Origin of the sequence: Micromonospora sp. NPDC049891, assembly GCF_040660295.1 — a bacterium.
In the GTDB taxonomy this organism is placed as follows: Bacteria; Actinomycetota; Actinomycetes; order Mycobacteriales; family Micromonosporaceae; genus Micromonospora.
This window is the reverse complement of record NZ_JBFAML010000020.1, coordinates 62,862-84,730: the sequence shown is the minus strand read 5'-3', so window position 1 is coordinate 84,730 and position 21,869 is coordinate 62,862. Positions and strand designations below refer to the sequence as shown.

Below are 21,869 nucleotides of genomic sequence, written 5' to 3'. Positions count from 1 at the left end.
ATCGAGATACGTCGATTGACACTTCCTGGGCCCGGGAGAACAATATCTGCTACACGACGCCACACGGAGCCGGGCAGGGCAAGCCAGACGTGGTGGACAAGCCGTGATCACTGCGGGGAGTTGGGCGCACCCGCGAGCACAAACGCACAGACCGATCCCAGCCTGCAAACAGGCGTTAGAAGGAGTCGTCCGTGAAACTCAGAAGGAAATTACTGCTCGGCTTGGCCGTGTCGCTGGTCGCGGCCGGTCTGGTGGTCCCCACGTTCAGTCCCGCGTACGCGGCCTCACTGACCGAGGTGACAAGCTTCGGCGACAACCCCGGCCGGATGCGCATGCACATCTACGTGCCGGACAACCGCCCGGCCCGGCCGGCGACGGTGGTGGCCATGCACGGCTGCGGCGGCTCCGGCCCCGGCTTCTACTCCGGCAGCGAGTTCGCCAGCCAGGCCGACCGCTACGGCTTCATCGTGATCTACCCGTCCGCGACTCAGCAGGCCGGTTTCGGCAACTGCTTCGACGTCTGGTCGGACGCCGCCAAGCGTCGCGGTGGTGGCAGCGACCCGGTCTCGATCATGTCGATGATCCGGTACGCGCAGCAGCAGCACAACGCCGACCCCGACCGGGTCTACGCGACAGGCAGTTCCTCCGGCGGCATGATGACAAACCACATGCTGGCCCTCTACCCCGACGTCTTCAAGGCCGGCGCCGCCTTCATGGGCGTGCCGTTCAACTGCTTCGCCAACGCGGCCGACTACCCGCCCGGCAGCAGCCAGTGCACCGGCGGCAACATGAACCGGACCCCGCAGCAGTGGGGTGACGCGGTCCGCCAGGCGTACCCCGGCTACTCCGGCCCACGGCCACGGGTGCAGCTGTGGCACGGCACCAACGACACGCTCGTGCCGTTCTCCCTGTTGCAGGAAGCCGTCGAGCAGTGGACCAACGTGTTCGGGCTCAGCCAGACGCCCACCTCCACCGACACGCCGCAGGCCAACTGGAACCGTCGCAGGTTCGCCGACACCAGCGGCACCGTTCAGGTCGAGGCGTACAGCATCCAGGGCGCCGGGCACAGCCTGCCCTCCGGCGGCATGGCCGCGGCCGCGGTCCAGTTCTTCGGCCTGACCAGTCCCAACCCGACCACGCCACCGCCGAACCCGACCACGCCACCGCCGAACCCGACCACCCCGCCGCCCAACCCCACGACGCCGCCGCCGACCACCCCGCCGCCGGGCTCCGGCGCCTGCCGGGTGACCGTCGCGATCAACGCGTGGAACAACGGCCTCACCGAGAACCTCACCATCACCAACACGGGTACCAGTGCGATCAACGGCTGGTCGCTGGTGTTCACCCTGCCCAGTGGGCAGACCATCACCGGCGGCTGGAACGCCACCTACTCCCCCACCTCGGGACAGGTGACGGCCAGGAACGTCTCGTACAACGCCAGCATCCCCGCCAACGGATCGCTGACGATCGGCTTCCAGGCCAACCACACAGGTAACACCGCCAGGCCAAGCTCGTTCACCCTCAACGGCGCGGCCTGCACGGTCGCCTGACACCGTCGGTGCTCCGGGAAGGCACTTCCGTGCCTCCCCGGAGCACCTGCCGGTGGCGCGCCGGCCCCGGCAGCCGTACCGTCCGGCACCCTCCTGCGGGTCCGGCCCCTCAGAAACCGTCAGGCACGCCTACGACTTGGTCCGGACGCCCTGGGCGAGCAGCCCGTCGACAAGGGCGCGGAGACCGTCGACATAGGTGTCGCGCGGGGCCAGCACCGCCCAGCGGTCACCGAGCGCGGCGAGGTGCGGCAGTTTCTCGGCGTCGATGTTGCCGAAGAACGCACCGTCAGGGGTGGCCGCCTCGCCGCCGCCCCTGCGGGCGGTGTGCGAGCGGACCAGGATCTCCCCGACGGTGTAGTACCAGATGCTGCGGAAGACGTAGACCGCGTGGTCGGGGGTGCAGCCGTAGTCGATGGCGCCGGCCACGACAGCCTCGACCAGCCCCAGGGGCGAATCGCCGAGCCGGGCGATGAATCCGTCGGTGGTGAGGACGTCGGCGGCCCACGGCCACGCCGCCAGCGCGTCGTGGATCGTGGCGGCAGCGGCGATGACGCGTTCCTGCGGCTCCTCGGGCAGCCCGGGGTGGGAGAACTGCTCTCCGTACTCATTGATCAACAAGAACAAGAGGTCTTCTTTGTCCTGTACGTGGTGGTACAGGGTCGTCGCCCCCACGCCGATCTCGGCGGCCAGCTTGCGGATGGTGAGCCTCTCCCACCCGTTTCGATCAATGAGACCACGCGCGGCGGCCAGGATCTGGGCGCGGGATGTCGTCGGCGGTCTGCCTGCTTTGAGTCGCGGCGCATTGACTTGGGGCACCGCCCCATCATGCCCCCTCCGCCAACCGGGTTGCTTCGAGGTGACGCGCTAGACAGCGGGCCCGCGCCGATGTTAATTTCAGAACGCGTTCGAAAAGTCGAGCGGCACCAGTCACTACAACAGAGGACCGGGTTTGCGGTGACCAACAAGGCATTAGTCAACGGACAATCAGCAATCGACAGGGGTGCCCGGCCAGGGCTCACCCTTGCCGCAGTGGCCGTCGTGCAGTTCATGGTTTCGCTGGACCTGTCGGTCGTGAACCTCGGCCTTCCGGAGATCGCCGAGAGCCTCGGCTTCAGCGAGCTGGGCCTGACCTGGGTGATCCACGCCTACGCCCTGGCCTTCGGCGGGCTGCTCCTGCTCGGCGGCAAGATCGCCGACCGGTACGGCCACAAGCGGATCCTGCTCATCGGTCTCGTCGTGTTCGGTATCGCCTCCCTCGCGGGCGGCTTCGCCGACGTGCCCGGTCACCTCGTGGCCGCCCGCGTCGCCCAGGGCGTCGGCGCCGCCATGCTGGCCCCCGCCGCGCTGGCACTGCTCACCGCGACCTTCCCCAGCGGCAAGCCCCGAGTCAAGGCGTTCGGCGTGTGGGCCGCGATGAACGCCGCAGGTGGCGCCCTGGGCGTCCTGATCGGCGGTGTGCTCACCGAGTACGCGGGCTGGCAGTGGGTGATGTGGGTGAGCGCCCCGATGGCCGCGGTGGCCATGCTCCTGACCTGGCGCGGCATCGCCAGGGATCTTCCGGTCACGCCCGACGGTCGCCCGGACGTGCTGGGTGCCCTGCTGGCCACCGGAGGTATGACGCTGCTGGTGCTCGGCATCGTCCGTACGGACCGGTACGCGTGGAGTTCGATGGTCACCCTCAGCACCCTGGCGGCGGCGGTCGCGCTGCTCGCCGCGTTCGTCTACGTCGAGCGGACCACCACCCGCGACCCTCTGGTCCGGGTGGGCCTGCTGGCCAACCGCTCGGTCGCCGGCGCCAACACGTACAACCTCATCTTCGGCGCCACCATGGCCTCCGCCTTCTACTTCGTCTCGCTCTACCTACAGCGGGTGCTCGGCACCAGCCCGGCGGAGACCGGGCTGAAGTTCCTGCCGCTGGCGATCGGCGTGGTCGTCGGCTCCGTCATCGCCATCAAGCTGGGCTACAAGGTCCCCGCCCGGACCCTCATGATTGCGGGCGCGTTGGTGAGCGCGGTCGGATTCGCCGGGTTCGGGCTGATCAGCGCCGACGGCTCGTTCGTCGCCGACGTCCTCGGCCCGTCGGTGATCGCCAGTGTCGGCTTCGGGCTCTGCCTCGGGCCGATGGTCTCCACCGCCACGCACGGCGTCGCGCAACACGAGACCGGCACAGCGTCCAGCCTGTTGAACAGCTCCCGCCAGATCGGTGCCGCACTCGGCCTCGCCGCGCTCAGCACCGCCGCCTTCGAGTACTCCGGCAAGGAGGGCACACCCGACGCGCTCAGCGACGGGTACGCCTTCGCCCTGACGCTCGGCGCCGGGCTCTGGATCGTCGCCGCCGTCATCGCGCTCGTCGTGCTGCCCCGGGTCAGCCCGGCGATGCAGGCCGACCAGGACGATCGCGAGCTGATCGACGTGCCGGAGAAGGCGGTCTGACCGGCGGTCGGTAACCAGCAGCGACCGCACATCGCGATGTCGGTCGACACGCCGCGACGAGGGTCCGCCACCGCCTTCGGCGGATCCTCCGTCAGTCAGACCCGCGGCACTGCGTCGACGGCCGGTACGTCATGAGTGGCTCACTCGGTGACGGCCAGGGTCGGCGCGCGACGAAACACGTGTCGCGCGCCAACCCTGGTCGGACAACACACCGTCGCCGGACTCGCGTGCCCGCACACGGTCGTCCCACCGGCCCCGGAAGTCCGGCCCGGGCCCGGTCCCGCGACCCGGCGGCCGCCCCGCACCGTGGAGCGCGCCGCATCCGAAGGATGGGAAGATGCCCACGAACGGACCCCGCAGGCGAGGCGTCGGTCGACCGCCACGCCTGTCCCTGGAAGCGATCATCGACGCGGCCACCCGGATCCTGCAGGAAGAAGGACTCGAGAGGCTGTCGATGCGACGTCTGGCAAACGAATTGGGCAGTGCCCCGATGGCGCTCTACCACCATGTACGCGACAAGGACGAGTTGCTGGTGCGGGTGCTGGAGTCGCAGGCCCGGAACATCGCCTGGCCCGCCCTTCCCGCCGAGCCCCGGGAACGGCTCATCGCCGCTTCGGTCCTGCTGTACGACCTGCTCGCCGAGCGTCCCTGGATCGTCGAGGTGCTGACCAGCGACAACCTGATCGGTCCCTCGGCTCTGTGGATCGTGGAGGAGATGCTGGATGCGGCGGTCGACTACGGCCACTCCGCCGACGAGGCGCACCACGTCTACCGCACGATCTGGTACTACATCGTGGGAAACCTGATAATCCGGGTGACCAGCACCCGCCGTCGCGCTCAGGCCGGCACCGCACACCAGGACGAGGTGGTGGCCCAACTGACGACCGCCACCCACCCGCGGCTGGCGGCGATCGCCGACCGCTGGGCCGACCTCAACGCCCGGGAGAGCCACCGACAGGCGCTGGCGGCGATCGTCGACGGGCTGCTGCCCGCCCGCTTCTCAGCGGCGCCCCAGCGCGGCGTGGCGGAGACCGTCCCCGCTGCCACCGCGAAGAGACCCGACCGGCAGGACAGCGTCGACCCGAGCCAGGTGGAACTGTTCATCTCGTTGTGCGTCCCGCCTTACGGTTCTCCGGCCGAGTTCAGCGTGAGCTGGTACCCCGCCCTGAGGGCCTGAGAGCGCGACCGGCTGGTGCGGTGGCCAGCAACGTCGGCGGTGTCGCGGTGCGGCCCGGCACACGTCTCCGGCCGCCGCACCGGCCGGTGCGGCGGTGTCCGGGCCGTCGGCTGTCGCGGTCCCGCCGCGACGGCGCGTCGACAGGGCCGCACGTCAGCACGCGCGTCCGAGGGCGATGCCGGCCCGCTCGACCAGCACCTGGGCGTACCCCGGCCACACCGGTGGCCGGGGTACGCCCAGCGCCTCAAGCGCGCTTCACAGGGCCGTGGCCGAGCGGGCGAGCCCCATGAAACGCGGTCTAGAGCCGAAGCTGGGGCGAATGCAGATCCAACCAGGTGTGCAGGTCGAGCACCCGCTCCAGACCACCACGCATCGCCACCGGCATCCGCGCCGGGTCCTGTGCCACCGCCTGCTGAGCCCAGTTCCGGTCGATCACCGCGAACACCTTCGCTTCCCGGTCGGCCACCAGCTCCTTCACCTGCTGTTGCAGGATCCCCGCGTACGCGGGGTTCTGGGTCGACGGGTACGGGCTCTTGACCCGTTCCACCACCGATCGGGGCAGCACGTGGGCGGCGGCCTGCCGCAGCAGGCTCTTCTCCCGGCCGTCGGACACCTTCATCGCCCACGGCGTGTTGTAGACGTACTCGACGAGACGGTGGTCGCAGAACGGCACCCGCACCTCGAGCCCCACCGCCATCGACAGCCGGTCCTTGCGGTCGAGCAGGGACCGCACGAACCGGGTCAGGTGCAGGTGACAGGTGATCCGCATACGTCGTTCCGCGGCGGTCTCCCCATCCAGGTGCTCCACCTCGGCGAGCGCCGACGCGTACTGGTCCGCCGTGTAGGTGCCGACATCGAGCCGCTCGCGCAGGCCCGGTTCGATGTGGTCGGTACGGCCCGGCAGGGTCAGCGGCGGAATCACTGTCATCCACGGGAAGGTGCCGGCGTTCAACGCCGCCTCGTGGTGGAACCACGGGTATCCGGCGAACACCTCGTCCGCCGCTTCTCCGGACAGCGCCACAGTGGAGTGTTGCCGGATCGCCTTGAACAGGAGGTACAGCGACAGGTCGAGGTCGCCGAAGCCGTTCGGGATGTCGCGGGCGGCAACCGCCGCGCGCCGTACCGCGGGGTCGGACAGGTCGGCGGGGTCGAGCACCACGTCCCGGTGCGCCGACCCGACGTGGGCCACGACGTCACGCACGAACGGGGAGTCCGGGGTGTCGCGCATCTCGTCGGGTACGAAGTTGTCCTCCTGGCCGACGAAGTCCACCGAGAAGCTGCGCACCTGCTCGCCGCGCATGCCGAGCCGCTGCGCGGCGATGGAGGTGATCGCGCTGGAGTCCAGGCCGCCGGAGAGCAGGACGCACTGCGGCACATCGGAGATCAGCTGGTGGTCGATCACGTCGGTGAGAAGGTCACGCACCCGGGCCACGGTGTCGTCGAGGCTGTCGGTGTGCTCGACCGCGCGCAGCCGCCAGTACACGCGCTGCCTGATGCCGGCCCGGTCCACGGTGACCAACGCGCCGGGCAGCACCTCGTGCATGCCTTTCCACAGCGCCCAACCGGGTGCCTTCGTCTGGGCGAACAGCTCCCGCAGCCCGTCGGTGTCGACCACCTTGGGCGCCAGCGGGTTCGCCAGGATCGCCTTGGGCTCGGAGCCGAACAGGACACCGTCCGGCGTCGGGTAGTAGAAGAGCGGCTTGATCCCCATGCGGTCACGGACGAGGACCAGCTTCTGGTCGCGCTCGTCCCACACCGCGAAGGCGTACATGCCCTCCAGGTGGTCCACGACGCTCTCGGCCCACTGCAGGTATCCGCGCAGCACGACCTCGGTGTCGCTCTCGGTCCGGAAGGTGTGCCCGAGCGCCTTCAGCCGTTCGCGCAGCTCCCGGAAGTTGTAGACCTCGCCGGAGTACACCAGGGCCACCTCACCGGCCGGCGTACCCACGCTCATCGGCTGCACACCGCCCGGCAGGTCGATGACGGCGAGGCGTCGGTGCCCCAGCGCGGCGTGGGTACGTACGAACACCCCGCGGTCATCCGGCCCCCGGCAGGCCATGGTCTCGGTCATCGCGTCGAGGGCCGGCCCCTGGCGCACCAAATCAGCGTCGAACGACACCCACCCGGCAATACCACACATCTCATCCCCATTTCAGTCGTGTCGTACGCGATGCTCGTCGGTCCGGGTCAAGGGGTGGACGGCCACGGCACCGCCGACGTGGCGGACATCGCGCGGGCGCGCGCCGTGAGGAGCTCGACCACCGCGTCACGGTGCTCGTCCAGGTAGAAGTGGCCGCCGGCGAAGACGCGGGACTCGCACAGGCCGTCGGTGGCGTCGCACCAGCCCGCCGCCTCGGCAGCTGTGACTTCCGGATCCCGGTCGCCGTGAAGGACGGTGACCGGTGCCCGCAGCCGCACGCCGGGCAGCGGCCGATAGGTTTCGCTGAGCCGGTAGTCGGACCGGATGACCGGCAGGAACGCCTGGATCAGCACCGGGTTGTCGAGGATGTCCAGATGGGTGGCCTCGGTACGGCGCAACTCCTCGATCAGCTCGTCGTCGCTGCCGAGGTGCACCTGGCCCGGTCGGGCCAGGTGCGGTGCGGGATGCCCGGACACCACAAGCGCCGCGGGCGGGTCGCCCGCCGCCGTCAGGCGGCGAGCGACCTCGTAGGCGACGAGGGCACCCATGCTGTGTCCGAACAGGACAGTCGGCGTCGGCGAACCCGCAAGCGGCAGGTCCGCCGCCACGGTGTCGACCAACTCCCGGATGTCCACGGGAGCAGGCTCGGCGAACCGGTCCTCGCGCCCCGGGTACTGGACGGCGAGGAACTCGATGTCCCAGGGCGCCGACGTGGTCCACGGCCGGTAGTAGCTCGCACTACCTCCACCGTGCGGAAACAGCACCACGCGAGCACGGGCGTACGGCCGGGGAGCGAGCCTGCGGAAGGCCCCCGGGAACAGCTCATCGGCCGGCATCTCGGCAACTCACTCGCTCGTGCCGGAGGCCATGGACAGGCTCCAGAAGTCGGCGTAGCGACCACCTCGACGCAGCAACTCGTCGTGGCTGCCCTCCTCGACGAACCGCCCGTCGTCGACGAAGACGACCCGGTCGGCGCGTTGGACCGTTCGCATGCGGTGCGCGACCATGACCACCGTCCGGCCCGCCATCAGGCGTTCGATGCCGTCGTGGACGGCCGCCTCGTTCACCGGATCGAGCGCCGAGGTCACCTCGTCGAGCAGCACGATCGGGGCGTCCTTGAGCAGTGCCCGCGCGATCGAGACCCGCTGACGCTCACCGCCGGACAGCGAAGCGCCACCTTCGCCGACGTTCGCGGCCCACCCACCGGGCAGCCGCTCGACGACCTCGTCCAGGCGTGCGGCGGTCGCCGCCGCCCGCACCTCGGCCTCGCTGGCGTCGGGGCGACCGAGCCGTACGTTCTCCTCGATCGTGCCGTCGAACAGGTAGACATCCTGGAAGACGATGGCGATCTGTGCCATCAGCACGCCCGGGTCGATCTGCCGTACGTCGACACCACCCACCCGCACCGTTCCCGCCGCCACGTCGTAGAACCGGGCGATCAGCTGCAGCAGGGTGCTCTTGCCCGCGCCGGACGGGCCGACGACGGCCAGCCGCTGCCCCTGCGGCACCGACAGCGACACGCCGTCGAACACCACGCGATCGCCGTGCCGGAACGTGACCCCGTCGAACTCCAGATCGAACCGCTGCGGCCGGACGGGCTGGGCCGCCTCGGGCAGCGGCTCGGTACGCAGCACCTTGTCGAGCCGGTCCAGCTCGGCGCGGGCGGTGCGCAGCTTGCCCCCGATGTCCGACAGGGACAGCAGCGGGTCCGCGCTTCGGGCGGCGAGCACCAGAATGGCCAGGACCTCGGCGGCTCCGATGTCGCCGCCGAGCGCGAGGTAGGTCCCCAGCACCAGCACCGTGGTGAAGACGGCCTGCACGATGAGCGTCAGACCCACCGCGCCGGGCAGCACCGACATCGTCTGCCGGCGGGAGGCCTGCTCGACGCCCTGGAGCGCGTCGTCGAGCAGGCTGAAACGCTCGCCGCTGCGGCCACCGGCCCGCAGCACCGGCTGGGCCTGGAGGTACTCGATGACCCGGGCGCTGGCCTCGTTGTTGCGAGCGGCGTTGTCGGCGTCGTTGGCGGCCATCAAGCGCGCGGTCCAGCGCTGGGTGACCACCACGAGCGGCGCCGCCACCAGCGCGGCCAGCCCCAGCTGCCAGTTGAACGCGGTTATCACGAGCACGATCGTCAACGGCGTCACGCAGGCGGAGATGAACGGCCCGAGCAGGTGCGCCGACACCCCCATCGCCGCGAGCAGGCCACGGCTGGCCATGACGGAGACCTCACCCACCCGGGCGGCGTTGTACCAGCCGATGGGCAGCCGGGCCAGGTGCTCGCCGAGGCCGTGGTACATGCCCCGCAGCATCGTGGTCCCGACGCGCATGCCGGACAGGTCGCTCGCGTAGCGCAGGACCGCGTAGACCGCGACGCCGACCCCGAACGCGATGAGCCACGGCCAGGCGTCCGACGGTGTGCTACCGAACAGGGCCCGCAGCACCGGCACCAGCAGCGCGTAGAGCAGGCCCTCCAGCACTGCGGTCACCGTCATCAGGGCGACCGTGCGGCGCATCGGCTTGGCGTACTCGTCGCCGAGCACCCGCAACAACATTCTGATCATCGGGACAGGTCTCCTTGCAGTACACCGCCGCGGGCTTCACTGTCGTCGGCGATCGCCGACTGCTGGGTCCGCCAGAACGCGGCGAACTTTCCGTCCTGGGCGAGCAGATCGGTCGGTCTGCCCTGCTCGACGACCGCCCCGTCCTCAAGCATCACGACCAGGTCGGCGTCGGCGATGGTCTCCAGACGGTGGGCGATGACCAGGACGGTCCGGTCGCGCAGCGTCGACAGGGTCTGCCGTACGGCCTGGTCGGTCTGCGGATCGGCGAAGGCGGTCGCCTCGTCCAGCACCAGGACGGGCGTGTCGGCGGCCAGGGCACGCGCGATGGCTATGCGTTGCGCCTCTCCCCCGGACAGCTTGACCTCGTCGCCGATGACCGTCTCGTAGCCGCGCGGCAGCGCGAGGATGCGGTCGTGGATGTGCGCCAGCCGGGCGGCGCGCATCACCTCCTCGGGGGTGGCCTGCGGAACCGCCAGCGCGATGTTGTCCGCGACCGAGGCGCGTAGCAGCCGGACGTCCTGGAGGACGAAGGAGACTCGACGGTAGAGCTCCCTGCTGTCGATGTCGCGCAGGTCGACGCCGCCGAGGCGCACCGAACCGTCGGTCGGGTCGAAGAACCGTGGCAGCAGTTGCACCAGAGTGGACTTTCCGCTGCCGGACGGCCCGACCACCGCGGTGAGCGTGCCTGGTTCCAGCACCAGGTCGATCCCGCGCAGCACCTCGGGGCCGTCGTCGTCGTAGCTGAACCGGACGTCGCGCAGTTCCACCCGGTTGTCCTGCGGTGAGGCCGGACGCGCGGGCTGCGGCAGCGCGCCCACCCCGAGAACCTCGCGGATGCGGCCCACCGCGCGGCCGGCGGCCTGCATGTCGTCGAAGCCGTGACCGAGGGCCGCCACCGGGGCGGTCAGTCCCAGCCCGAGTAGCAGGAAGGGCAGCAGGTCCACCGGGGCCATGTCGCCGGACGTGATCCGTACCGTGCCGCCGATCAGCACCACCAGCAGCACGAACGGCGGCGACAGCGCCAGCTGCATCCCGGCGGCGACCGCGGAGACACCCCGTACCCAACGGGTGAAGATGTCGACGAAGTCGTCGGCGGCGGTGAGGAACTTGCGGTGGGCGCGTTCGGAGCCGCCGAACGCCTTGACCACGGCGATGCCCTGGACGAACTCGACGACGGAGGTGGCGATGCGACCCATCGCGGCGTCGAAGTTCTCCTGCTCGCGGGTGCGCGCCGGAGTCATCAGCAGCGGGACGTGCGCGATGGCCAGCACCACCGGGATCAGGGTGATCAGGGTCAGCCGCCAGTCCACGGTCAGCAGGTAGACCAGCGACACGAGCGGCACGACGAAGGCGGAGACCAGTTCGCCGGGAGCATGGGCGATGAACGGGTGTACGGCGGCGACGTCGTCACCGACCACCTTCGCCAGCTCTCCGCTGCGACGGCGGGAAAGCCAGCCGATGGGCGCCTGCCCGAGGCTGCGGGCCAGCTCCCGACGCAGCGAAAGCTGCACCTTGCCGTCGAGGATGTGACCGAGCCCGGACGACGCGCCGGTGAACACCAGTCGGACGAACAAGCCGATCACGCCCAGGATGACGGCGGTCCATACGCGGTCAGAATCGACCGGACCGGGCGACAGCAGCGCGCGCCCCAGCTCGATCACCGCGAACAGCGGCGCCAGCCCGGCGACGGCACCGATGACCTGAAGGACCACGACGACCGCGAAATTCGGGGCATGGGGGCGTAGCAACGGCCCCGCGCTCACCGGCTGCCGTGCCGTGGGAGCGCCTCCCGATGACGGCGTGGACTGCTCTCCTGCCTCAACGGAGTGGGTCGCACTCATCGCTCTCCCGTCCCTATTTTCAAACATGTTCGAGAATGACTGTACCCCGAACCCATCCGCCGAGCTACCGTGAACCGGCAGGCCGCGAATGAACAGAATGTGGCGCGGCGCAAAGGTCGGTGACCACCAGCGGGTCTCCCGGATCCGGGGCAGCCACCTCGGGATAGCCGAGGGTCTCGGTCAGCTCCTTCCACGCGGTGGCGACAGCCAGGTGACGCTGGCCGCCCCGCAACGGGTCGACGCCGGCGTCGACCCGTTCGCGCAGGTCGTCGAGGGCGGTCAGCACTGCGTCCCCCCACAACTCGCGCACCACGGCCGACCAGGTCGGTGTCTGCGGTGTGCCCACGTAGTCCGCGGTGGGTCCGAGCACGTCCGACCATCGGGTGTCGGTGGCCGCCGCACCTGCCAGGAAGACGCCCGCCGGATCAGCCGGCGTACGCAGCACCGGACTCCACAGCACCGGACCGTGGGTGTTGGCCAGCATCAGGTTGCCCGCGTCGGTGCCGACGGTGATCCGGTGCAGCAGCAGACTCGTACTGTCGTCGCCCGCCTGCATCCGGTTCTCCACCCGCAGCGTCAGCGGTACCCCGGCGACCTGTCCGTCCACGCTGGCCAGCGGCCGGCCGGTCCGGTTGCCGACGGCCGACAACGACCACGGCCGCAGCCCGTCGAAGACCTCGGCGAGAATGTCGAGCAGATCGAAGCAGACCTGCACCGCGCACACCGCGTCGACGAAGACCGGCCTGCGTAGCCGGACCAGCGTGCGGGCTGCCGAGATGAACTGCCGGACCGGCTCCACGTGCGGGTAGAAGGTGTTGACCACGTACTGGGTGCCGGCGCGGCGCGCCGTCCGCAGGCAGTCCGCCAGCTCCGCCGGGTGCACCGGATGTTCCTGCAACACGTGGATGCCACGGCCGAGCAGCGCCTTGGCCAACTCGACGCCCGGCCCGCCACCGACAGCTGTCGACACCACGACGCAGGCGATGTCGATGTCGTGCGGCAGGTGGGCGACCGACGAGTACAGCGGGACGTCGTACTCCTTCGCCAGCGTCACCGAACGGCTGCTGCCCCGGGCCAGGATGCCGGCGAGTTCGAACTGCTCCGGGGCGCGCGCGATGGCCGACAGGTAGACCTGGCCGAACCGCGTGCCGCACACGACGACCCGCATCGGGCGGGACGACACACCGCTCATCGGCCCACCGCCGTCGCAGCCGCGATCACCGTCGCCACGTTCGGCGGTCGGAGACAGCTGAAGTGGTCACCGGGGACGTCGATGACCGTCAGGTCACCGAGACAGACCTCCGGCCAGAAACGGGTGGCCGCGGCGCCGGACCCGGGCAGCAGGTCCCGGAGCGCCGTGGGCCGAAGGAGGGTGATGTCGCCGGCGTAGGGCTCGGGCTCGTGCCGGGACACCGCCCGGAGGATCCGCCCGAAGGCGGCGTGGGCCGCCGCGACCCGCGCGGGCCCACCCCACACCGGGTCCCCGTCGGCGACCGCCTGATGCAGCCGGGTTTGCCGGTCGGCGGCGGTGTGCCCTGGGGCGCGGAACCACCCGGCGACCCCGGTCAACTGGTCGTCACCGGCCAGTCGGCCGAGCGCGTCCGCCGGCACCAACCCCGGCGAGTCAGCCAGCACTGTCGTGATCGCCCGCTCCACGGCCGCCTCGTCGGCGGGCCAGCCGAGGGTCGCCGGGTCGATGCCGGCAGCCCGCGCGAAGGCGTAGTCCAGCACGAATCCGTCGTCCACCCGGTACGGGACCCGGTGTCCGGACACGACAGTCAGTCGTACCGTCACCCCGGCCTCGCTGAGCGCCCTGGCCACTTCCAGGGCGATCGAGGCACCGAGGCAGTAGCCGACCAGCTCGACGTCGTCGAACCCGGCGGCCCGTATCTCGCCCGCGTAGCGCACGGCCAGGTCCTCGACGAGGGTGGCTGCCTCGGTCTCGCCGGGCGCACCGCCGTCGGGCACGGCGAGCCCGAACACCGGCCCGCTGGCACCGAGCCCGGCGGTCAACGCCCGCAGCGCGGTGAGGGTGCCGGTGCCGTCGTGCACGAGCAGCCGCACCGGCCCCTGGGCGACGCCGCCGAGCGGGACCAGCGCTGTCCGCCTGGCCGGCTCGGCCGCCACCGGATCCGGTGCCTGCGCCAGCGCCAGCCGTCCCGCCAGACCCGCGACCGTCGGTTCGTCGAGCAGGGCCCGCAGCAGCACGTCGAAGGGGAACCGGGCGGCCTCGGGCAGTTGTTCGCGCAGTTGCCCGACGAACCGTGCGGCCAGCAACGAGTTGCCGCCCGCGTCGAAGAAACCCAGCTCCCGGCTTGGTGGCCGGCCGCCGAGCACCTCGTGCCACAGGCGGGCGATGTGCTGCTCGACGCCCGGCCGTGGCGGTTCGGTCCGCCCGTCGGGCGCGGTGGCCGGCGTGGGTGCCGACTCCAGCAGCCGCTTGCGATCGACCTTTCCGTTCGCGGTAAGCGGCAACGCCTCGACGACGCGTACCCGCGCGGGCACCATGTACGCGGGCAGCCGGTCGGCCACCCAGGCGACGACCTCGGCGGGATCGACGGTGCCGGGTGGTCGCTGCGGCACCACGAACGCGACAAGTGCGCGTTCGAGCGTGTCGTCGCCGGCCGCCAGGACCACGCAGGTACTGACCGCGGGGTGTTCGCCGAGCGCTGCCTCGATCTCGCCGAGCTCTATCCGGTGGCCACGGATCTTGACCTGCTGGTCGGCCCGGCCGAGGAACTCGATCTCGCCGTTGGGGAGATACCGACCCAGGTCACCGGTGCGATACAGCCGCTCCCCCGTCTCCGGGTGGCGGATGAACCGCTCGGCGGTGCGTACCGGGTCGTTGAGGTAACCGTCGGCCAGCCCGGTGCCCGCGATGAACAGCTCGCCGGCGACCAGATCGGGCCGGTCGCGCAGCGCGGAGTCGAGCACGTGGAAACGTTGGTTCGCCAACGGCAGTCCGTACGGGATGCTGCGCCAGTGGGGCTCAACCGTCCCGATGCGATGGTAGTTCGACCAGATGGCCGCCTCAGTAGCCCCACCGAGGCTGACCAGTTCGGTGCTGGGCAGGTGCCGTGCGGCATGGCCGGGCAGCGACAGCGGGATCCAGTCGCCGGACAGCAGCGCCAGTCGTAGGCCGGACAGGTCGGCGGGTTCCACGTCCAGGTAGTGCATCAGCATCTGCAACTGCGCGGGAACCGAGTTCCACAACGTGACCCGGTGCGCGGCCACCATCGCCGCCCAGTGCGACGGGTCACCACGGCGCGCCGGGTCGGGCAGCACCAGGGCGGCACCGCGGGCGGGCGGGCCGAACAGGTCGTAGACGGACAGGTCGAAGCTCAACGCGGCAAGGCCGAGAACCCGGTCGGCACCGGTGACGCCGAAGCGCTCGTTGATGTCGTGCACCGTGTTGGCCGCCGCCCGGTGGCTGATCATCACGCCCTTGGGCGCCCCGGTCGACCCCGAGGTGTGCATGACGTAGGCGAGTCCGGTCTGCTCCGACGCGGGGTGCTCGGGGATCTCCGCCGCCGGGACCTGTCGCGTGGCTGTCACGTCGACGCCGGCGACCTCGGCGGGAAGCGTACCGGCCGACCCGCCCGCCACGACCGCGAACCGGGCGCCGCTGTCGATGAGGATGCGGTCCCGGCGGACGCCGGGCTGGCCGATGTCCACGGGTACGTACACGCCACCGGCGAGGAGCACGCCGAGCACACCCACGACCTGCTCCCGCGACTTGTCGATCAGGACGCCGACCAGGTCGCCGGGCCGGCATCCCGCGGCGCGCAATCGTTCGGCGACCCCGGCTGCGCGGGACAGCCAGTCCCCGTACGTCATCGACCCGGCGGCGTCGACGACGGCCACCCGGTCCGGATTCTTCCGGGCGTAGGCGACCAACGGTTCGTGCAGCAGGCAGTCCGGCACGGGCGCGTCGGTCGCGTTCGCGGCGCTCCGGCGGGCGCGCTGCGCGTCCGGCAGCGGCTGCGGGTCGACCGCCGCCCACGGCGCGTCCTCGGCGGCCAACTGGTGCAGCAGGTGCACGAACGCGGCGAACATCTCGTCCACGAGGTGGTCGGGAAAGACTCCCTCCCGGACGTCCCAGTTCATGTCCAGCCCGCCGAACTGGTCGCCCACCTGGCAGTCGATCCACACCTGCGGGGTCTGGCTGATCCCGTACACCGGTCTCGGCTTGCGGCCGGCCACCGACGGCTCGCCGCCGCCGACCCCGATGGCACCGGTGAACACCACAGGCAGCACCGCCGCGGCTTCCCGGCCGCGCCGCCGGGCGAGTTCGCGCAGCACCTCCACGCCGCTGAACAGCCGGTGGTCGAGGTCGTCGAACACCCGCTCACCGAGGTCGCGGGCCCGGTCGGCGAAGCTAGTCCGCTCCGAACGCTCCACGGCGAGCACGCTCAGCGAGGTGAAGTCGCCGAGCAGGTGGTCGACGTGCGGGTGCAGCGGCATCCGGTTGAGTACCGGCAGCCCGACGCAGAACCTGTCGCTGCCGCTCCAGCGACCGATCGTCTCCGTGTAGGCGGCCAGCACGGCGTTGGCGGGGGTGACGCCGTGCCCGGCGGCGCGGGCCTTCAACGACCGCCACACCTGGTCGTCGACGGTGGCCGCCAGGCGGCGGAACCGCGCCGGTGCGGTGACCGGATCCTGGTCGTCGCGCAGCGGGAGCGCCGGGGCACCGGGCAGCTGGTCGAGGCGCGCCAGCCAGTACGCCCGGTCCCGGCCGTACCGCTCGGTGTCCCGCAGCCGACGCTCGGCCAGCACGTAGTCGCGGAAGGTGGCCTCCACCGGGGGCAGTGCGCAGTCCGGCTGCCGGTAGCGGCTGTCGAGTTCGGCCAGCACGCGTTGCAGGCTGAGCCAGTCCAACGCCATGAAGTCCACGGAAACGTGCAGCACGCTACGGTCGGCGGCCAGGGTGAGGCGCAGCTCGTACATCGGCCGCTCGCCGGTGGGATGCACCCGGTGGGACAGCTCGTCGCGCACGCTGGCGATCGTCTCCCGCACCGCGTCGGCCGGCGCCCCGCGCAGGTCGGTCACGGCGATGCCGGTGCGCGGTGGCGCGGGCAGTACCCGTTGGGAGCCGTCCTCCTGGATGACCGTCCGCAGGGCGTCGTGGCGGTGCACCAGGCCGTCCCACGCCTGCCGCATCCGCTCCGGGTCGATCTCCGCCGGGTACTCGAACTCCTGGTAGAGGTGACAGGAGACGCCGCCGTAGGCGAAGGCCGGGTTGCGTCCGAACAGGTAGGCCGACTGGATGTCGGTGAGCGGAAAGGCCTCGTCCCGCGCCTCCGGGTGGTCCAGCCACACCGGGTCGAACTCCTGGGCGGCGTTGCCGATGGTGTCGGACATGCTGGCCAGCAGTTCGGCCTTGCTCCGGCGCAGCCGGGCGAGGAGTTCGTCGGTCATGCTGCCACGGGGAGCGCGGAACCGCAGCTGCTGGCCCTCCCGCCAGACCTGGATACCGGCGCTGGCGAACTCGTCGAGCAGGTCGCTGGCGTTCACACCGCACCCTCTTCGAAGTCCTCGGCGGTGTCCCAACCGGCGGGTCGCGGCTCGCCCGTCGCGTCACGCAGCTCGTCGATGAGCACGCTCAGCCCGGCGACCGTCGCCGTGCGCATGACCTCGCGCATGGGCAGGTCGACCCCCCACACCCCGCGTACCTCGGCGACGAAGCGGGTGGCGAGCAGGCTGTCGCCGCCGAGCCGGAAGAAGTTCTCGTCGCGGCCCACCGCGTCCAGGCCGAGCAGCTTGGCCCAGCGCTCGGCGACGAAGACCTCGGTACCGCCCCGCGGCGGCGCGCCCACATCGCGTGGTCGGTCGACCGCCTGTTCGAGGAGCGACTGGATGCGTCGCCTGTCGACCTTGCCGTTGGCGCTGAGCGGCAGTACGGGCAGCACGGCGACGTGGGCCGGCACCATGTGCTCGGGCAACCGGTCCTCGGCCCACCGGCGCAACCGGTCCGCATCGACTCCAGCCGCGGTCGCGGGTCGGTCCGCGGTCAGCAGGATCTCGCCAGTGGTCTCGGTACGCAGCACCCGCACGTCGCCCAGCCCCGCCGCGACCAACGCTCGGGTCCAACGTTCGGGTCCGTGCAGCCAGCCGGCTCGGGCGTCACCGTCGAGCCGGCCCGCCCGCGCCTCAAGCGGCAGCGCACTCACCAACGCCAACGGCGTCGGGTGGGCGCGTTCGAGCAGGTACAGCCGGCCGCCGGGGGCGAGCAGCAGACCCATGGTCGCCGCCGCCGTCTCCGGGTCGGGCATCCGGTGCAGGACGTTGTTCGCCACCACGGCGTCGAAGGTGTGCACGTGCGGTGCGGTGATCGCCTCCGCACCCTGCACCGCTACCCCGACCCGGTGCCCGTGCTCCCGCAGCAGCGTTTCGGCCTTGGCCAACGTCGGCCGTGCGGCTCCGAGCAGCGTGTAGTCGACAGCTGTCCCGGACAGCGCCGCCAGCAGCCGGGCCGCACCGCGACCGCTGTCGGTCTGCCAGTCGGCCACCATCCGTGGTGCGGTGCCGCCATAGGCCCGCAGATCGTGCGCGATGGCGGCGAGGCAGTCGGCGGTGGCGGGCATCAGGTCGTTGAGCGCCTCCGGTGCCAGCACCGGGTCGTCCAGCAACGCGGTGGCGTCGGCGTCACCGGACAGGATGGCGGTGTACAGCGGCGCGGCCCACTCCAGGCTGGCCGAGACCGCTGCCAACCGGGTGCCGAGGGTGCTCTCCCGGACCCGCTTGGCCCACCTCGCGTCCGTGACCTCGGCCCACCTCGGTCCAGGCGCGTACCCGCCGGCTCGACGGGACAGCACGTCGCGGTGCGCCAGGTAGTCGAGCCAGACGTCCACGACCGGCCGTTGCGGGACGCAGACGGTGAACGGCGTGCTGACCGACTCGATCAGCGGCGCGACGACCTCGGCCAGCAGCAGCTCCACCAGCTGATGTTCGAGCAGCAGCGGGTCGTCCTCGATCGCCGTGCCGGTCACCGGCGGCAGGAACCCGTCGCCCGGTCGCCCGGCGGTGCGCTCGGCGACCGGCAGGTCGGAGTCCGGCGTCGACGAGCGCTCGACCACGGCGGCGACCACCTCGCGTCGACCTTCGGTGACGACGACGGCGACGGCCTGAGCGATCGCGGGGTGCGCCTGTAGGCAGGACTCGATCTCGCCCAGTTCGACCCGGAAACCATTGATCTTCACCTGGTGGTCGAGGCGGCCCAGGAACTCCAGGTTGCCGTCGGGCCAGTAACGGCCGAGGTCGCCGGTGCGGTACCAACGCTCGCCGTCCACCACCGGGAAGCGCTCCGCGCTCAACTCGGTGTCGCCCCGGTAGCCCAGTGCCACCCCGACGCCGCCGATCCACAACTCGCCGGGCACCCAGTCGGGGCAGTCCCGGCCGCGGCTGTCCACCACGCGGAACTTCTGGTTCCGCAGCGGCGTGCCGTACGGGATCGACCGCCAGTCGGCCGGCACCTCGACGACCTCGAAGGAGTTCGACCAGATCGCCGCCTCGGTGGCACCGCCGAGCGAGATGAACCGGCACCGTCCGTCGGTGGCAGCGGCCAGCCTGCCCGGCAGGTCGAGCCCGATCCAGTCGCCGGAGAGCAGCGCGAGGCGCATCGTGCCGGGAAGACGGGTGCCGTCCGCGGCGGTGAGCAGCATGTCCAGCAGGGCGGGAACGGTGTTCCAGACGGTCACGTCGTGCCGGCGGCACAGCGTCAGCCACTCGGTGGCGTCGCGCCTGCCCGACTCGGGTACGAGCACCGCGGCGCCGCCCACCGCGAGCAGTCCGAAGATGTCCCACACCGACAGGTCGAAGTCCAGCGCGGACACTGCCAGGACGCGGTCGGCCGGACCGATGTCGAACCGCTCGTTGATGTCCTCGACGGTGTTGACCGCCGCGCGGTGGGTGAGTTCGACGCCCTTGGGCAGACCCGTCGAGCCCGACGTGAAGATCACGTACGCCGCGTCGTCGGGGTCGGCGGCCACCGGTGCGTCCAGCGGTTCGGCCCGTTCGGCGGCGTCGATCGTGAGGATCTCGGCACCCACTCCGGTCGGGTTCAACAGGCCGCTGCCGTCGAGGACCACCTGGGCGCCGCTGAGTTCGAGGATGCGGGCGCGTCGCTCGGCGGGCTGGTCCACGCCGATCGGGACGTACGCCGCACCGGCGGCGAGCACGCCGAGCACGGCCACGATCTGCGGTACGCCCTTGGGGGCCAGTACGGCCACGTACGAACCGCGGCCCACACCACGACCGGCCAGCGCCCCGGCGACGCGCAGGGCGCGCGCGGCGAGTTCGTCGTGATGCAGCGCCTCCTGCTCGCCCCACAGCAGCGCGGGTCGCCCGGCCCGCTCGCCAGCCTGGGTGAAGAACCGCGTGTGCAGGAGGTTGTCGGTCATCGCGCGGGTCGAGGAGTTGACCTCCGCTCGCGTCCGCCGAGTTGCCGCGGGCAGGGCGATCTCGGGCACCGTGCTCGTCCACGCACCGGCCAGCAGGTCGCGGACCAGCGTCTCGTACGCGGACAGCATCGCGTCCAGCATGCCGTCGGGAAAGAGCGCCTCGACGGCGTCCCACACCAGGCGTACGGTGCCGTCGCTGGTGCGGTAGATCTGGTGGTCGAGCCAGATCTGCGGAGTCTGGGAGATCATCCACGTCGGCTCACCGAAGCGGGCGGCGAATTCCTCGGGGATCAGCGGAGCGGACAGGTCCACGGAGAACACGACGGGTGCCGTGCGCGGCGACTCCGGGTCGGCGCGGGTGAACTCACGCAGCACGTCGACGCCGGTGTAGGCGGCGTACCCGATGTCCTCGTGCATCTGCTTCTGCAGGGTGCGCGCGCGGTCGGCGAAGCTGTCGCCGGAAAGGTCGGCCTCCAGCAGCACCAGACCGGAGAAGTCGCCCACCAGGCGGGGCATCTCGGGATGCACGTCCAGGTCGCGGTCGAACAGCGGAAGGCTGAGCAGGAAGTGCTCGTCCCCGCTCCAGCGGCTCAGCACCGTGGCGTAGGCGGTGGCCAGCACCGCCGCGGGCGTCAGTCCCGCCTCGCCCGCCCGGCGCTCCAGCTCCCGCCACTCGGGCACGGTGAGGTCGAAGTGGCGACGGGCGAAGCGCTGCACGGTGACCGCGTCCGGGTCGACCGCGAGGGGCAGTTTCGGGCCGCCGGGCAGCGTCGGCAGCCGCCGCTGCCAGTACGGGCGAGCCCGATCCCGCTCGGCGGCGCGGGCGCCGGCCTGCTCGGCGAGGTACCTGCCGAAGGTGTAACCGACCTCGCCGAGGGCCTCCGGGTCGTCGTAGAGGACGACCAGGTCGGAGAGCATCACCCGGAAGCTGGCCAGGTCCACGGCCAGCAGATCGATGTTGAAGTGCAGCCGGTCCACCCCGCCGGGCAGCCGGGTGAGCAGCACATCGACCACCTCGCCGCGGCCGACCTCCAGGATGCGGTGCGAGAGCCGGTCGCGCAGGTCCAGCGCCGCGGCCGCCGCCTCGTCGGCGGGGCGGTCACGGAAGTCGTGCACGGTCAGCCCGGGCCAGGGGGACTCCGGCAGGATCTGCTGGGTCGCGTCGTCGTCGAACCGGGCCCGCAGCATCGGATGGCGGGCCAGCAACGCCCGCACCGCCCGTTCGAGTCGTTGGGCGTCCACATCTGTCGACTCGAATTCGAGGTAGTTGTGGCAACCCACGCCGCCGAGCGCGTGGTCCCCGGAGCGGCCGAACAGGTACGCCTGTTGCACCGGGGTCAGCGGAAAGGCCCGCTCCGGGTCGTGGCGGTCGGTGTCGGGGGCCGGGCGCCCGGGTGCCGTGGGTGCCGGCGGAGCCACTGTCGCACCGACCAGTCCGACCCACGCCGACAGCCGCGGGTCGGTGGCCAGCTGGGTGAACGTGACCTCGGCGCCGGCCCCGTTGAGCCGGCTGGTCAGTCGCATCAGGTGCAGGGACTGCAGGCCCAGTTCGAACAGGTTGCTGTCGTCGTCGGCTGTGCTCAGTTCCATGCCGAGCAGTTCGGACACCGCAGCGCGCAGGGCGTCCCGATCCGTCCCGGCGCCGCAGTCGGTGTTCTCCGATAACATTCTCAAGCTCCCTTGCGCGCTATCGACTCCGCTGCGGAATGTTCGGTTCGAAATACGTCGACGGGCGGGGCGCGAGATTGATGTCAGGCAAACTGGCGAC

General features: G+C 71.2%; 11 protein-coding genes. 3 read left to right on the top strand and 8 right to left on the bottom strand.

The genetic code is table 11. The annotated features are described in order from the left end of the window. Nucleotides 1-191: 191 nt before the first annotated feature. Complete coding sequence (locus AB0I71_RS23150; protein WP_357587849.1) at nt 192-1,550, top strand: PHB depolymerase family esterase; 1,359 nt, start codon at nt 192-194, stop codon at nt 1,548-1,550. 129 nt (nt 1,551-1,679) lie between these two features. On the opposite strand, the gene AB0I71_RS23145 is transcribed toward AB0I71_RS23150, so the two are convergent. Beyond that, a complete protein-coding gene (locus tag AB0I71_RS23145; RefSeq protein WP_357587846.1) occupies nt 1,680-2,366 on the bottom strand; it encodes a TetR/AcrR family transcriptional regulator in 687 nt (228 codons plus the stop codon). A 213-nt stretch (nt 2,367-2,579) separates the two neighbouring features. On the opposite strand from AB0I71_RS23145, the gene AB0I71_RS23140 reads away from it, so the two are divergent. Continuing rightward, entirely contained in the window at nt 2,580-3,983 is a 1,404-nt protein-coding gene (locus tag AB0I71_RS23140; protein WP_357587844.1) for an MFS transporter, read from the top strand. Between the two features lie 337 nt (nt 3,984-4,320). Continuing rightward, a complete protein-coding gene (locus AB0I71_RS23135) occupies nt 4,321-5,160 on the top strand; it encodes a helix-turn-helix domain-containing protein (protein ID WP_357587841.1) in 840 nt (279 codons plus the stop codon). Nucleotides 5,161-5,458: 298 nt separating this feature from the next. On the opposite strand, the gene asnB is transcribed toward AB0I71_RS23135, so the two are convergent. The 7 genes from asnB to AB0I71_RS23100 form a co-directional block, all read right to left on the bottom strand. Further along, the gene (gene asnB / locus AB0I71_RS23130) at nt 5,459-7,300 is read right to left on the bottom strand and encodes an asparagine synthase (glutamine-hydrolyzing) (RefSeq protein WP_357587839.1); all 1,842 of its coding nucleotides are present in this window, start codon (nt 7,298-7,300) and stop codon (nt 5,459-5,461) included. A gap of 47 nt (nt 7,301-7,347) precedes the next feature. Beyond that, the gene (locus AB0I71_RS23125; RefSeq protein WP_357587836.1) at nt 7,348-8,136 is read right to left on the bottom strand and encodes an alpha/beta fold hydrolase; all 789 of its coding nucleotides are present in this window, start codon (nt 8,134-8,136) and stop codon (nt 7,348-7,350) included. A 9-nt stretch (nt 8,137-8,145) separates the two neighbouring features. After that, nucleotides 8,146-9,861, bottom strand: coding sequence for an ABC transporter ATP-binding protein (locus AB0I71_RS23120; RefSeq protein WP_357587834.1), 1,716 nt, complete (start codon nt 9,859-9,861; stop codon nt 8,146-8,148). After that, nucleotides 9,858-11,573 carry an ABC transporter ATP-binding protein gene (locus AB0I71_RS23115; RefSeq protein WP_357587832.1) on the bottom strand — a complete coding sequence of 572 codons (1,716 nt, stop codon included), beginning with the start codon at nt 11,571-11,573 and terminating at the stop codon, nt 9,858-9,860. The genes AB0I71_RS23120 and AB0I71_RS23115 overlap by 4 nt, the downstream gene beginning before the upstream one ends. A gap of 193 nt (nt 11,574-11,766) precedes the next feature. After that, complete coding sequence (locus AB0I71_RS23110) at nt 11,767-12,894, bottom strand: Gfo/Idh/MocA family oxidoreductase (RefSeq protein WP_357587830.1); 1,128 nt, start codon at nt 12,892-12,894, stop codon at nt 11,767-11,769. Continuing rightward, entirely contained in the window at nt 12,891-17,216 is a 4,326-nt protein-coding gene (locus tag AB0I71_RS23105; protein WP_357587828.1) for an amino acid adenylation domain-containing protein, read from the bottom strand. The genes AB0I71_RS23110 and AB0I71_RS23105 overlap by 4 nt, the downstream gene beginning before the upstream one ends. Next, a complete protein-coding gene (locus AB0I71_RS23100; RefSeq protein WP_357587826.1) occupies nt 17,213-21,769 on the bottom strand; it encodes an amino acid adenylation domain-containing protein in 4,557 nt (1,518 codons plus the stop codon). The genes AB0I71_RS23105 and AB0I71_RS23100 overlap by 4 nt, the downstream gene beginning before the upstream one ends. Between the last annotated feature and the right edge of the window lie 100 nt (nt 21,770-21,869).